13 protein-coding genes are annotated in these 13,502 nt (G+C 67.7%); 1 reads left to right on the top strand and 12 read right to left on the bottom strand.

The genetic code is table 11. The features are described 5' to 3' along the window. Nucleotides 1-23: 23 nt before the first annotated feature. The 12 genes from JOF56_RS31945 to JOF56_RS31890 all read right to left on the bottom strand — a co-directional run bounded on the left by JOF56_RS31945 (nucleotide 24) and on the right by JOF56_RS31890 (nucleotide 12,358). On the bottom strand, nucleotides 24-773 hold the full coding sequence (locus JOF56_RS31945; protein WP_209643170.1) for an SDR family oxidoreductase: 750 nt from the start codon (nucleotides 771-773) through the stop codon (nucleotides 24-26). Next, nucleotides 773-1,540 (bottom strand): SDR family oxidoreductase, encoded by a 768-nt coding sequence (locus tag JOF56_RS31940; protein WP_209643169.1) that lies wholly within the window; start codon nucleotides 1,538-1,540, stop codon nucleotides 773-775. Before JOF56_RS31940 ends, JOF56_RS31945 begins: the two co-directional genes overlap by 1 nt. After that, complete coding sequence (locus JOF56_RS31935) at nucleotides 1,537-2,751, bottom strand: acyl-CoA dehydrogenase family protein (protein WP_209643168.1); 1,215 nt, start codon at nucleotides 2,749-2,751, stop codon at nucleotides 1,537-1,539. Before JOF56_RS31935 ends, JOF56_RS31940 begins: the two co-directional genes overlap by 4 nt. A gap of 11 nt (nucleotides 2,752-2,762) precedes the next feature. Then, nucleotides 2,763-3,686, bottom strand: coding sequence for a phosphotransferase family protein (locus JOF56_RS31930; RefSeq protein ID WP_209643167.1), 924 nt, complete (start codon nucleotides 3,684-3,686; stop codon nucleotides 2,763-2,765). Further along, a complete protein-coding gene (locus JOF56_RS31925; protein ID WP_209643166.1) occupies nucleotides 3,683-4,873 on the bottom strand; it encodes an acyl-CoA dehydrogenase family protein in 1,191 nt (396 codons plus the stop codon). The genes JOF56_RS31930 and JOF56_RS31925 overlap by 4 nt, the downstream gene beginning before the upstream one ends. Further along, nucleotides 4,870-6,003 carry a thiolase family protein gene (locus JOF56_RS31920; protein WP_209643165.1) on the bottom strand — a complete coding sequence of 378 codons (1,134 nt, stop codon included), beginning with the start codon at nucleotides 6,001-6,003 and terminating at the stop codon, nucleotides 4,870-4,872. The genes JOF56_RS31925 and JOF56_RS31920 overlap by 4 nt, the downstream gene beginning before the upstream one ends. Further along, nucleotides 6,000-6,257, bottom strand: a complete 258-nt coding sequence (locus tag JOF56_RS31915; protein WP_307855351.1) for an OB-fold domain-containing protein — start codon at nucleotides 6,255-6,257, stop codon at nucleotides 6,000-6,002. Before JOF56_RS31915 ends, JOF56_RS31920 begins: the two co-directional genes overlap by 4 nt. Next, entirely contained in the window at nucleotides 6,242-7,030 is a 789-nt protein-coding gene (locus tag JOF56_RS31910) for an enoyl-CoA hydratase/isomerase family protein (RefSeq protein ID WP_209643164.1), read from the bottom strand. The genes JOF56_RS31915 and JOF56_RS31910 overlap by 16 nt, the downstream gene beginning before the upstream one ends. Nucleotides 7,031-7,117: 87 nt before the next feature. Continuing rightward, on the bottom strand, nucleotides 7,118-8,149 hold the full coding sequence (locus tag JOF56_RS31905) for an acyl-CoA dehydrogenase family protein (protein ID WP_209643163.1): 1,032 nt from the start codon (nucleotides 8,147-8,149) through the stop codon (nucleotides 7,118-7,120). Further along, nucleotides 8,146-10,641: an ATP-binding cassette domain-containing protein gene (locus JOF56_RS31900; protein ID WP_209643162.1), complete on the bottom strand. Its 2,496-nt coding sequence runs from the start codon at nucleotides 10,639-10,641 to the stop codon at nucleotides 8,146-8,148. The genes JOF56_RS31905 and JOF56_RS31900 overlap by 4 nt, the downstream gene beginning before the upstream one ends. A gap of 8 nt (nucleotides 10,642-10,649) precedes the next feature. After that, entirely contained in the window at nucleotides 10,650-11,519 is an 870-nt protein-coding gene (locus JOF56_RS31895) for a branched-chain amino acid ABC transporter permease (protein WP_209643161.1), read from the bottom strand. An 80-nt stretch (nucleotides 11,520-11,599) separates the two neighbouring features. Further along, a complete protein-coding gene (locus JOF56_RS31890; RefSeq protein ID WP_209643160.1) occupies nucleotides 11,600-12,358 on the bottom strand; it encodes an SDR family NAD(P)-dependent oxidoreductase in 759 nt (252 codons plus the stop codon). Nucleotides 12,359-12,376: 18 nt separating this feature from the next. On the opposite strand from JOF56_RS31890, the gene JOF56_RS31885 reads away from it, so the two are divergent. Beyond that, nucleotides 12,377-13,432, top strand: a complete 1,056-nt coding sequence (locus tag JOF56_RS31885) for an NAD(P)-dependent alcohol dehydrogenase (RefSeq protein WP_307855350.1) — start codon at nucleotides 12,377-12,379, stop codon at nucleotides 13,430-13,432. Nucleotides 13,433-13,502 lie beyond the last annotated feature (70 nt).

Here is a 13,502-nt window from a genome sequence, read left to right as displayed (position 1 = left end):
CCTGAACTCAATACAGGTTGACCTCAGCGCGCGGTCCAGCCACCGTCCACCACCATCACCTGGCCCGTGTAGTACGAGGACGCGTCCGAGGCCAGAAACAGCAACGCGCCGTCGAGTTCACCGTTCTGGCCGCCCCTGGCCAGCATGGTGTTGCGGTCCACCCAGCGGCTGGACCGCTCGTCGGCGAACAGGTCCCCGGTCATTTCCGACTGGAACCAGCCAGGAGCCAGCGCGTTGACCCGCACACCCGAAGCACCCCACTGCCCCGCCAGTTCCCTGGTCAGGCCGATCAGACCTGCCTTGGAGGCGGCGTAGCCGGCGCCGCCTATCGGCGCGGTCGACACCAGGCCGAGGATCGAGGCCACATTGATGATGCTGACGTTCGCCCCTGCGGGGTCACGTCCCTCGACCATCAGCCGGGCGAGATGGAACGGCGCGATCAGGTTCACCGCGAGCACTTGGGCGAAATCCGCCGCGGACTCCTTCTCGGCCAGTGCCGCCCCGGGAATCCCGGCGTTGTTGACCAGCACGTCGAACCGCCCGGTCTCGGCGAAAACAGTCTCGGCCAGGCGAATCCGGTCGCGCTCCACACTGACGTCGCACCCGATCGGCTGAATCCCGGGCCCCAGGGCACGCAGGCGATCGACCCGGCGTGCGGCGGCGTACACCGTGGCGCCCGCCTCCGCGAGCACGGTAGCGAACCTTGCTCCTAGCCCCGACGACGCGCCAGTGACGACCGCGGTTTTGCCTGCCAAAGAGAAGAGGTCTCTCATCAGTCCACCGCGATCGGCAGGGCGGTCGCGCCGCCGTCCAGGACGAGCGCCTGGCCCGTCATCCACGACGACGCATCGCTCGCCAGAAACAGCGCCGCGTTCGCGACATCTTCGACTGTGCCGAGCCTGCGCAGCGGCAATTTGGCGGTGAGGACCGCTTCACGCGCCTCCCACACCGCTCTGGCGAGCTCCGTCTTGATCACTCCGGGCGCGATCGCGTTGACCCGTACCTTCGGCCCGAGTTCGTACGCGAGTTGCCGTGTCATCAGCAGCATCGCGGCCTTGGTGGCGTTGTAGTAGCCGATCTGCGGATCGACGATCAAGCCGCCGACCGAGGCGATGTTGATGATCGTCCCGCCGTGTTCGGACATCCACGCGCGCCACGCGCTCCGGCTCCACGCGATCATCCCGTACTGGTTGACACGAACGGTTTTCTCGGCCCGTGGCAGGTCCAGATCGAGCAGGTCCCCCATGTACGGGTTGGTCGCCGCATTGTTGACCAGGACATCGACACGTCCGAAGTGGACCATGGTGTCGGCGATACAGCGTTGGGCCTGCTCCGGTTCGCCCGCGTTGGCCACGACGTCGAGCACGTCCCCATCGCCCTGCGCACGCAGGAGTTCGGCACGTGCCTCGGTCAGCCCATCGGGTTTACGGGCCGCGATCACGATGTGCGCACCGGCGGCACGGAAGGCCTTGGCAATCCCGAAGCCGATCCCGCGGGAACCCCCGGTGATCACTGCCACCTGGCCATCGAGAGTTGTCACCGGCTTTTCTCCTTGTACTTGGCCAGTTCCTGACGAGCGACGGTGCGCAGATGCACCTCGTCGGGCCCGTCCGCGATGCGCAAAGCTCTGGTGATCGAGAACAACCGGGCCAGAACGGTGTCATCGCTGACGCCAGCCGCGCCATGGGCCTGCACCGCACGGTCGACCACGCGGTGTGCGACGTCGAGCGCGGCGACCTTGATCGCGGCGACCTCCATGCGGGCGGCGGCGTTGCCGACGGTGTCCATCAGCCAGGCGGACTTGAGCACCAGCAACCGCAACTGCTCGATCTCGATCCGGCTGCGGGCGATCCATTCCCGCACAACGCCCTGGTCGGCCAGCGGGCCGCCGAACGCGACCCGGGACAGCGTGCGTTCACACATCAACTGCAGCGCGCGTTCGGCGAAACCGACCGCGCGCATCGCGTAGTGCATCCGGCCAGGTCCCAGGCGTCCTTGCGCGAGTGCGAAACCCTCCCCCTCGCTGCCCAGCAGATTGGCCGCTGGCACCCGGACGTTCTCGAACAGCACGTCACCATGCCCGAGCCGGTCGGTGTAGCCGAACATCGGCAGGTCCCGCAGCACGGTGACACCCGGCGTGTGCCTGGGGATGAGGATCATGCTCTGCTGCCGGTACGGCGGCGCGTCCGGGTCGCTGACGCCCATCAGGATGATGAGTTCACAGTCCGGGTCGAGGATTCCGGACGTGTACCACTTGCGGCCGTTGACGACATAACTGTCGCCGTCGCGGGTGATCCGGGTGCGGATGTTGCGGGCGTCCGAGCTCGCGACGTCCGGTTCAGTCATCGCGAAACAGGACCGGATCCGTGCGTCGAGCAGCGGCCGGAGCCACTGTTCACGCTGCTCGTCGGTGCCGAACAAGGCCAGCAGCTCCATGTTGCCGGTGTCCGGTGCCGAGCAGTTGAAGATCTCGTTGCCGATGATCGACCGGCCCATCAACTCGGCCAGCGGCGCGTACTCGAGGTTCGTCAGCCCCGCACCCCAGTCGCCGTGCGACAGGAACAGGTTCCACAGCCCGTCCGCGCGGGCCTTCTCCTTCAGCTCGACCATCACCGGCGGCAGCGCGTGCGGATCGGACGACTCGGCGATCTGCCTGTCGTACACCGGTTCGGCGGGCAGCACGTGCTCGTCCATGAAGGACCTGATCCGGTCCTGCAGCTCGACCGCCCTGGCGGAGAATGCGAAATCCACGAAGTGCCTCCTCAGGACAGGATCTCGATGGCGGAACGGATCATCGCGGCGATGGTCGGCGGCAGCCGTTCCTGATCCGGGTCGTGGTGCTTGCCCTCACGGTGCCGCCGCAGGTTGTGGCCCATGATCGCGGCCATCTTCATCCGGCTGAGCGCTCGGAACCAGCGCATCTCCGGCAACTGCACTGGTCTCTCGCCGAGATACGCGTCCAACAGTTCGGATTCGGTCGGCAGCCCGGGGACCTCGGTACCCAGCTGCGGGAAGTTGCGGTGGTCGGCGAACAGCAGGAACCAGCCGAGATCCACGCGCGCATCACCCACGCTCCAGATCTCCCAGTCCACCACCGCACTTGCCCGCTCACCGGCGAACAACACGTTGCCCAGCCGGAAATCCCCGTGCACGAGCACCGGCGGAAGATCGGCCGGGACGTCTTCGAGGCGCTTGAGCAGATCCTCGGCACCGGGCCGCAACTCGGCTGGGACCGCGTGCATCGTGCGGCTCCACCGCTCCAACTCGGAGGCGGCGCCGGTGGGCGCTTGCGGAAGTGACCTGACTTCGTGCAGCTCGCGCAGAACCCTTGCGGCTTCGAGCATTCTGGACCGGGCCAGCTCCGGCGCAAGCGTGTGCGCGTCCAGCACGGGCTCGATCGCCTCGCCGTCGGCGAACTCCATCGCGAACCACGCGGGCGGGCGCTCGTCCACAGCAACGACCCCCGGCACAGGCACTTTGGAGCCGGTCAACGTGCGGAGGATCTCTGCCTGCCGCAGCACATCGTTGCGGCCCACCGGCTTCTGGCCAGGTGGCACGGCTTTGATCACATACTGGTGCGAGCCGGCCTTCGTGGTGTAGGTCAGGCCGGAATGCCCGCCCGGCAACGGTTCCAGTTCGCTGATCGGCATGCCCAGCTGTTCGGCGACCCTGGCGGCGAGGCTCATCGCGACGGCTCCCTCGGCAGGCCGAGCACGCGCTCGGCCAGGATGGTGCGCTGGATCTCGTCGGACCCACCGGCGATGCTGTAGCCCGGTGCACCCAGCAAATGCTCGGTCCAGGCAAACGTGCCCCACTCGCCGGTGTCCGCGACCAGGCGCGGCCCGAGCAGTTGCAGCACCAGGTCGCTTGTCCTGCGCATGGTTTCGGTCGCGTACAGCTTTCCCACCGACGCTTCCGCACCGGGTTCCCGGCCGGCGACGAGCGCAGCCGTCACCCGCAATCCGATCAACCGCTGGACCAGCGTGCGCGCGTACAACTCCGCTGTCTGCTGACGTTCGCTGTCCGTAAGCTGCCTACCGATATTTCTAGCGAGAGCGATTGCGCGATCGGCGTTGCCCAGCCCCAGCGAGCCGGAGTCCAAACGTTCGGCGGCCAGCACGCTCAGCGTCACGCGCCAGCCCTGGCCGACCGGGCCCAGCCGGTCGCTGTCGGGCACGACAACACCGTCGAGGTAGACCTCGTTGAAGCTCGAACCGCCGGTCATCTGCCGGATCGGCCGCACGGTGACGCCCGGCGCGTCCATCCGGACCAGGAAGACCGTGATCCCGGCATGTTTGGCGACATCGGGGTCTGTCCGGCACACGGCCACGCCCCACGTCGCCACGCGGGCACCGGAGGTCCAGACCTTGTGGCCGTCCAGAATCCAGTTGTCGCCCTGCCGGACGGCTTTCGTGCGTACCGCGGCGAGGTCCGACCCTGCCTCGGTTTCCGAGAACAGCTGGCAGGCAAGCTCGTCGGTCCGCAACATCGGCCGCAGCCAGCGCTGTTTCTGCTCGTCGGTGCCCCAGATCCCGATGGCCGGTGCGACCAGGTGCTGGGTGACCGGGAAGATCTCGCTGCGGCGGGGAACGTCGAACGCGGCTTCCTCGGTGCGGTAAAGCTGTTCGTAGAACGCGGGCAATCCGCGTCCACCGAACTCGCTCGACCAGTTGAGCGCACCCCAGCCCTGGTCGAACCGGGTCCGTTCCCATGCCTGGCCGCGCTCGGTGTGCTCGATTTCTTCTTTCTCAGTCCAGTTCTCGAACACGGCGACCGAGTCGTCACCCGTGCCCCAGACATCGGCCGAGGGCAACGGCTGGGCGACACCGGACAGCCATTGCCTGGCCTGAGCGCGGAACTCGTCGGGCGTCATCGCGACAACACCGTGCACGCGCTGACGCCTGGAGCGCCATAGACATGGGTGAAGCCGATTCGCGGGTCGCCCGGCACCTGCCGGTCGCCTGCTCGGCCACGCAACTGCTCAACGATCTCGTAGACCTGACGCAGCCCGGACGCACCGATCGGCTCGCCGTTGGCGATGCATCCGCCGTCTGTGTTGACCGGCAACACACCACCGATCTCGGTCCCACCCGCGGCGATGAGGCCCTCCTGTTCACCGTCTTCGCAGAACCCGCACTCCGCCAGGTGCATGACCTCGGCGCCGCTCTCGGTGTCCTGCAACTGCACCACGTCGACCTCACGCGGACTGATGCCCGCCTGTTCGAAAGCCGCCGCCGCGGCATCCCTGCTGACACTGGTGAGCGCGCCCGCGTCGATCCGAGGGCTGAACACCTCGAACGAACCCGGCCGCCGGGTCCGCACCACAGCCGACCGCAGTTTCACTGCGTTTTCGTTTGAAACCGAAGAAGAGCACAGCACGATCGCGGCCGCGCCCTCCCCCGGAGAACAGAACATGAAGCGGGTCAGCGGGTCGTTGACCATGCCGGACTCCAGGATCTCCGCCGCGCTGATCTCCTTGCGGCGCCAGGCGTCCGGAGTCAGCGCGCCGTTGCGGTACGCCTTCTCGGCCACCAGCGCCAAGGTCTTCGGCGTGATGCCGTGGTCGTGCATGTACCGCTGGATCTTCATGCCGAAGAACTGTGTCGTGACCATCAGCCCGTCACGCCCGTAGGCGTCGTCGAGGCCCCAGTCTGCGGGACGGGGGTCGAACGCACCTCGCGGATGCTTGTCGAACCCGACCGCGAGCACCACGTCCGCCATCCCGGAACGGATGGCGTTGACCGCGCTGATCAGAGCGCTTCCACCAGTGGCGCAACCGTTCTTGACGTTGATGAACGGCAACCCGGTGAGTCCCAGATCCGCCACGAGGGTGTCGGCGAGCCCGGCGGCATCGCTGCCACCGAACGCCGCCCCCACTCGTGACCAGGGAATCCCCGCGTCGGCCAGCGCGGCGTTCGCCGCCGCGATAGCGTGCTCACGACCGGTCTTCTCCGACCGGCCGAACGGAGTCCGAGCGGCACCGCATATCAATACATCGGTCATGATTGCTCCTCGACCGGCTTCGCTCGCGGGACTCCGTCCGACTGCTCGACGCGGAACTTCATTCCGATGTGGACGTTCTCCACATCGGCCACGTCGAGCACAGCTGCCACCCGTTCGCCGCCGATCTCGATGTAGCCGAGCGCGAACGGCCGGTAGCCGTCCGCGGGCGGGATGTAGGGCGGCGAGGGCGGCTGGAACCGTTGGACGGTCCAGGTCCACAACCTGCCCTCGGCGGTCATCAGCGGCCGGTCCACTTCGGCTCGCGCTTCTCCAGGAACGCCGCGACGCCTTCGGCCGCATCCTGCGAGTTGAGCGTCACGCCGACGGCGAGGTGCTCCATCACCATCAGGGAGTGGATGTCGGCGTCCAGGCTGCGGTCGATGGTCATCTTGGTGATCCGCATCTGGAACGGGCTCTTGTCGGTGAGGTGGCTGATGAACTCCTCGACCGTCTCGTCCAGCTTCTCGGCCGGAGCGCAGGCATTGATCAGGTCGAAGTCCGCGGCCTGCACGCCCGACAGCAGCTTGCCGGTGAGCATGAGCTCCTTGGTCTTGCGGATGCCGATCATGCGCGGCACACGATAGATCGGGCCGGCACCGCCGAACAGGCCCCGGCGCATGTGGAAGTCGCCGATCTTGGCGTCGTCGGCCGCGATCGCGAAGTCACACGAGATCATCAGCTCGAAGCCGCCCGCGGTGACGTAGCCCTCGAGCACGGCCACGGAAGGCGTGTTCATCGAGTACAGCCGGTCGCAGACCTTGGCGGAGATGACGGCCACGTCCATCGCGGTCGAGCTCCCGATGTACTCCGCCTGCAGGCTGTCGAGGTCGAAGCCGGAGCAGAACGTCCCGCCCCGGCCGCGCAGGACCAGCACTCGCAGCTCCGGGTCCTTGTCGACCTCGGTGATGATCTCGTCGAGCCGCTGGAGGATCGGCACGGTGACGCAGTTCTTCTTCCAGGGACGGTTCAGCCAGACCCTCGCCACGTTTCCGTCGCGTTCGAACTGGATCTCGTCTTCGACAGCCATCTTGGTCTCCTAACTGAACTGAATTCAGTCCAATTGTTCGGGCCGGACGGTTCCGCTGTCAACCGGCCGGAGGTGTGGTGCGAGTCGCTAACCGACGCCCAGCGCCGTGGCCAGGCGCAGGGCCTGGTCCTGCGAGGTGCCGAACAGCACCTCGGTCGAGCGGGCCCGGCGGACGTACAAGTGCGCCGGATGTTCCCAGGTGAAGCCGGTTCCGCCGTGCAGCTGGACATACTCGGCGACGGCCAGCCGGTAGGCGTTTGAGCACACCAGCGAGGACACCGCTGCCGCAGCCCCCAGTTCAGGGGAATCGGTTGCGACGCAAGCGGTTGCGTAGGCCGAGGCTGACCGGGCGGCCTCATATTCGACCAGCAGGCCGGCCAGCCGGTGCTTGACGGCCTGGAACGACCCGATCGGCCGGCCGAACTGTTTTCGCTGCCCCACATAGGACACAGTGGCGTCCAACGCATGCGCGATGCCGCCGACCTGCTCGGCCGCGACAGCGGCACGGCCGATGTCGAGGATCTCTTCGATCGCCAGATGTCCGACCGCAGTGGCCGCTGTCCCCCGGAATTCGAGGTGGGCCTGGCCACGCGTCTCGTCGAGCACTCTGTGCGGAGTTCGCTCCACTTCGGACTCGCAGGCGAACAACCTGTCCCCCACGCCCACGAGGATCAGACCGGCGCCCGCGCCGTCCAGGACGAAGTCCGCACGGCCATGGAGAATCCAGCCTTCGGCGCCTTGTTCGGCAGTGATGTCGCTGTCGTAGACCAGGGTCGCGGTCAGAGTCCCGTCGGCGATCCGAGGCAGATAGCGAGCACAGGCCTCGGCGTCGCCGCTGCGCATGAGGGCGTAACCGACCAGCACGACCGTCGAGAGCAAGGGTGCACGGCACAGCGCCCGGCCACTTTCCTCCAGCACCACCGCGAGTTCGGCGAAGGAGTACCCGGACCCGCCGTACTGCTCGGGAATCGCCAGGCCCTGGAGCTCAAGCTCGCCGGCCATGCGTTTCCACAGGTCAGGCCCGGAGTGCGCGGCGAAGAACTCCCGCAGCACAGCCCGCAGTTCCTGCTGCTCCGCGGTTTCGGTGAGGGTGGCGGGATCGATCCGTGGGTTCGTCATCCCACCTCCAGCGCGGTCACTCGCTCGCCGCCGAAGTACGCCGCTTCGGCCAGCGCCGCGAAACCGGTGTCCGCGGGCTTCCCACGTGCGGCGATCGAACCTTCATGCAGGACGATCACCTCGTGGCAGGCGGTCATGGCCCGGCTGAGGAGCTGCTCCAGCAGAACGACCGTCATGCCGTCGTCGGCGAGGCGGCCGATTCGCTCGTAGACCTCGTCGATGAGTGCGGGCGCAAGGCCGAGCGCGGGTTCGTCGACGATGAGAACGTCCGGACCGGCCATCATGGCGCGGGCGATGGCCAGGATCTGTTGCTCGCCGCCACTCAGCGCGGCGGCCTGGACCGACAGCCTGTCGCGCAACCGTTTCGGCAGCCACTCGGCTGTCTCGTCGAGTTTCTCCCGCAAGGTCGCGCCCTTGAGACCCGCCGAGTACGCGGCGACTTCAAGGTTTTCCCGCAGGGTCAGGGTTTTGAACAAGGCACGGCCTTCGGGAACGACGCTGGCGCGTACCCCGTCCACCTCGCGAATGCCGCTGGAGGGACGCAGCGAGCCATGCAGGATACGTCCCAGCGTGCTCTTGCCCGCGCCGTTCGCGCCGACGACACCCAGCACGACTCCCGCACGGACTTCAAGATCAACTCCATGCAACGCCGCGACGCCACCGTAATGGTGATCGATGCCTGTCAGCCGGATGGCGACCGGTTCGTCACCGCTACGCTCCGGCGGCGCGGTACGCGCGCTCGTCGTGCCCAGATAGGACGCCAGCACCTCGCTGTTCTGCAGAACCGTGCTGGGCGGCCCTTCACCGATCGGCCTGCCGAAGTCGAAGGCGACCACCCGGTCGGCGACCGCGAACAGGTCGTCCAGCACATGGTCGATGATCACCACAGTCGCGCCGTTGTCGCGCAGGCGCTTGATCTGCTGTGCCGCAGTCGCCCGTTCTTCGGCGTCCAGGCCGCCGAAAGGTTCGTCCAGGACCAGCAGGGTCGGCTCCTCAGCCATCGCCCTGGCCAGGTCCAGCCGCTTCTGCAGGCCGAACGACAGGTCAGCCGGGTAGCGATCCGCGACGTCCGCCAGGCCGACCCGGCCCAGCAGCTCATCCACGACGGCACGATGCCGCGGTGTGATCCAGCGGTGCGTGCACAGGACATTCTCGGCGACGGTGAGTTCGCTGAACGCCTCCGCGTGCTGGAAGGTACGCCCGACCCCGAGGCGGCGCCGGGCTGTCGGCCTTGTTCTCAGCAACTGCTTTCCGGCGTAGTCCGCGGTCCCGTCGACCTGACCACCGCCGGTAAGCCCGGACAGGACGTTCATCAGGGTGGTCTTGCCCGCACCGTTCGGCCCGATGATGGCCAGCACTTCGCCGCGTCGCACCGACAGTGACGCGTCTTCGAGCGCTTTCAACCCGCCGAACCGCACCGACACCCCGTTCAGGGTCAACACCGGCGGCCCGTCCGGACTCGCGACCTTGGCTTCCGGCTCCGGTTGCGGTTGTAGCTCGACCACCGGGTGCGTCTCGCGGGACGGCAGTATCCGTCGCACGAGCTTGCCGAGGAACGGCACCACACCGCTGGGCAGGAAGATCAGCACCGCGATCAGCACAATGCCCTGCACAACGGGCTGCGGCAGCCCGGCGGCGCCGGCCAGCGTCGGCGACCACGCGAGGTACGCGCCGCCCACGACAGCGCCCAGCACAGTCCCGACTCCGCCCAGGACACAGGACGCGATCAGCGAAATGCCCATGTTGAGGGAGAACGGATCCGGGCTGACGAACCCGGTCATCAGGCCGAGCAGCACACCGGCGAATCCCGTGAACGCGGCGCTCACCGCGAACGAGAGCGCCGACTGCGCCTCGGGCGCGATCCCGATCGACTGGGCGACCATCGGGTGTGACTTGGCCGCGACCAGCCGCATCCGCAAGGCAGAACCCTTGACCAGGACGGCGATCGCCAGGCACACCCCGGCAGCGGCGACCGCGAGGACCTGCGCCTGCGTGCCGCCACTGGGCAGCTCCCCGGCCAGACTGTCCACCTGGGACACTGGTACACCCTGGTCGCCGCCGGTGACGTCGGTCCACCGGTTGATGACTTCGAGTGACACCAGGCTGAACGCCAGAGTGAGCAGTGCGATGTAGAGCGTGGAGAACCGGGCTCCGGCGAAGCCGAGGAACCCGCCCAGTATCGCGCTGGCGGCGATCGCACCGACGACGATGAGTTCCAGAGACCAGGCGTGCGCGCTGCCGTACGCGGCGAAATACGCGCCGAGGGCGAAGAACGCGGGGTGTCCGACCGACCAGATGCCGGACCATCCCGCCAGCAGGCCGACCGACAGCACGACGATCGTGTACACGGCGGCGAGCGCCACCGAATACGCCTGGTAGGGCGGAATCGCACCCGAATCCATCACCGCGATGACCACGGCGGCCGCGATCGGCGCGAGGGCGGCCTTGGCCAGCCTCGAACGGATAGCCGTTTTTGCTCCAACAGCCGTCATGACCTGCCTCAAACCCGTTGGAAGGTACGCGTACCGAACAGACCCTGCGGACGGATCAGCAGTACGAGGATGGTGAACGAGAAGACGAACGTGTCACGGAAGCTCGCCGAGACGTAGGTGGCACCGATGTTCTCGAGCACCCCGACGATCAGGCCGCCGATCACGGCGCCGTACATGCTGTTGAGACCGCCGAGGAAGATCCCGGCGAAGGCCCGGAACAGCGGCGCGGCCAGAACGGTCGGCGCCAGACCGGCTTTGGGGGCGTACAGGCATGCCGCGAGGGCGGCCAGCCCGAGACCCAGTGCCCACGCCATTCTCGCGATGCGTTGCACGTTGATGCCCACGACCGTCGCGGTGTCCGCAGACTCCGCCACCGCCCGCATCGCCGAGCCGTGTGAGGTCCGGCCGAACAGGAAGGCCACCAGGGCCATCGCGATCCCGGCGACGACGATGGTCAACAGGCTCTGCGCCGGGATGGCCGCGTCACCGATGCCGACCGTTCCCTCGACGAGGCTGGGGAACGACTTCGGCTGCGTGCCCCAGACGGAACTGACCACGCTTTCCGCGATCAGGGCGACGCCCATGGTCACCACCAGGGCGGCGAACAGCTGCCCCTGGCCCAGCGGTCTGATCACCACCTCGCGGACCACAAGGCCCGCGACAACCGTCACCGCGACGGCACCCAACACGCCGACCACCACCGCGACACCACTGTCGTGGAACGTGATCGCGACGTACAAGCCGATGGTGGCCAGGCTGGCGAGCGCGAAGTTCACCACGTCCGTGGCCCGGTAGATGATCACCAGGCCGAGGCCCATCAGGCCGTAGATGGCGCCGCTGGCGACACCGTTGACCAGCACGAGCAGGAGTTGATCCACGGCGTTCCTCTCCCTTGAGGACAAAGTGAACTCAGTTCAGTTGACGGTAACCGCCAGGCTCGCCGCTGGCAAGCCCTGCCTCACGACGTGAAACGGCCGCCGTTGGCCAGCAGCACCGCACCCACCAGGTTCGAGGACTGCTCACCGGCCAGGAACACCGCGATGTCCGCGATCTGCTCCGGCGTGGCGTACGACCCGCTGAACGCCTCCCGCATCACCGCCGGAGTCCTCGCGGCCATCCCGGTCTCCGTCGGACCAGGCGCGACGACGTTGACCCGGACTCCGAAGGCGATCGCCTCCTTGGCAACGGCCTGGGCCAGCGCGTGCACCCCGGCCTTGGACGCGGAGTAGTGCGGATAGCCAGTGGGGGCGTCGAACGCTGACGACGACCCGATCACGACGATGGAACCGCTCGTCATCGCACGAAGGGACGCCCGCAGGACGTGGAATGTCCCGTCCAGGTTGACCGCCATGACCCGCCGCCACGTGTCGATCTCCAGCCGCGCGGTCACTTCCGGCGGCTTGCAGGCCAGCATCGCGTCCGCGATCCACTCCTTGGCCACGGGATCGTCCACTCCGGCCGCGTGCACGACCACGTCCAGCCGGCCGATCCCGCCGATCACCCGATCGACCTGGTCGACGTCTGAAACATCCATACTCAGCGCCCGCGCGTTCGCCACCGCGCCGGCCACCCGCTCGACGGCGTCCGCGTTCACGTCGGCCAGGACCAGTTGCGCGCCGAGGTCGCTCAGCTTGCGGGCGACCGCCTGGCCGATGCCCGACCCGGCACCGGTCACCAGCGCCACCTTGCCCGCGAGCCCTATTCGAACTGAGTTCATTTTTGTATCGTCGGCGATGTGACGACGGCACGCAAGAGCACCGCACTGCGGCTCACCGCCTGGGGCACACCGCCCCGGCTGGTCGATCTCGAGGTTCCGGTCCCCCAGGGCACCGAGGTGCTCATCGCAGTGGAGGCGGCCGGAATCTGCCACTCCGACCTGCACGTAATCGACGCGGACGCAGGCAAAATGCCGTATTCGGTCCCGTTCACCCTCGGCCACGAAGTCGCCGGGCACGTCGTGGCGGTCGGCCCCGCGGCGACCGGGATCGAAATCGGCACGAGAGTCGCGGTCTACGGACCGTGGGGATGCGGCCGGTGCAGGCGATGCGCCGTCGGCCACGACAACTACTGCGACCGCCGGAGCGAGCTGGCCTGGTCAGGAGCCGGGCTCGGCCGGGATGGTGGCATGGCCGACCACTTGCTGGTGCCCGCCCCGCGTCATCTCGTCCCGATCGGAGATCTGGACGCGACCCAGGCCGCACCGCTGACCGACGCCGGTTTGACGCCGTACCACGCGATCGCCGGTCTGTCAGGGAAACTCCGTGAGGGCACCACTGTCGCCGTGATCGGCGTCGGCGGCCTCGGACATCTCGCCGTTCAGATCCTGCGCGCCGTCACGCCCAGTCGCGTCCTCGCGGTCGACATTCGCGAGGACGCCCTGGAACTCGCTCACCTGTCCGGCGCGGACATGACGACGCTGACCAAACCTGACACCAGCGAGGTGTTACGCGCCGCCACCGGCGGGACCGGAGTGGACGCCGTATTCGACTTCGTCGGCAGCGACGCGACTCTCGCCCTCGGCGCCCGAACTTTGCGAGCCGGTGGCGATCTTGTGGTGCTGGGCAGTGCAGCCGGGCGACTCACCATCAGCAAACCCGGCCCACTCCCCCCAGGCGCTGCACTGTCCCTGCCGTTCTGGGGCACACGACCGGAGCTGCACAACGTGATCGCCCTGGCCCAGGCCGGGAGCCTGCGCGTGGAAACCGAACTGTTCAGCCTGTCCGCCGCCGGTGAGGCACTGAGGCGGTTGCGGGCAGGCCGGATCCGCGGGCGTGCCGTGCTGGTCCCCTAGAGGATCAGGGAGAGCGGCAAACCGTAGGCAAGTCCACAAGGGTCACTGCTTGGCCCGTCACCGCTTGCCC

Origin of the sequence: Kibdelosporangium banguiense (genome assembly GCF_017876405.1) — a bacterium.
GTDB lineage: Bacteria > Actinomycetota > Actinomycetes > Mycobacteriales > Pseudonocardiaceae > Kibdelosporangium > Kibdelosporangium banguiense.
The sequence above is the reverse complement of the archived record's forward strand: the minus strand, read 5'-3'. Positions and strand labels throughout refer to the sequence as shown.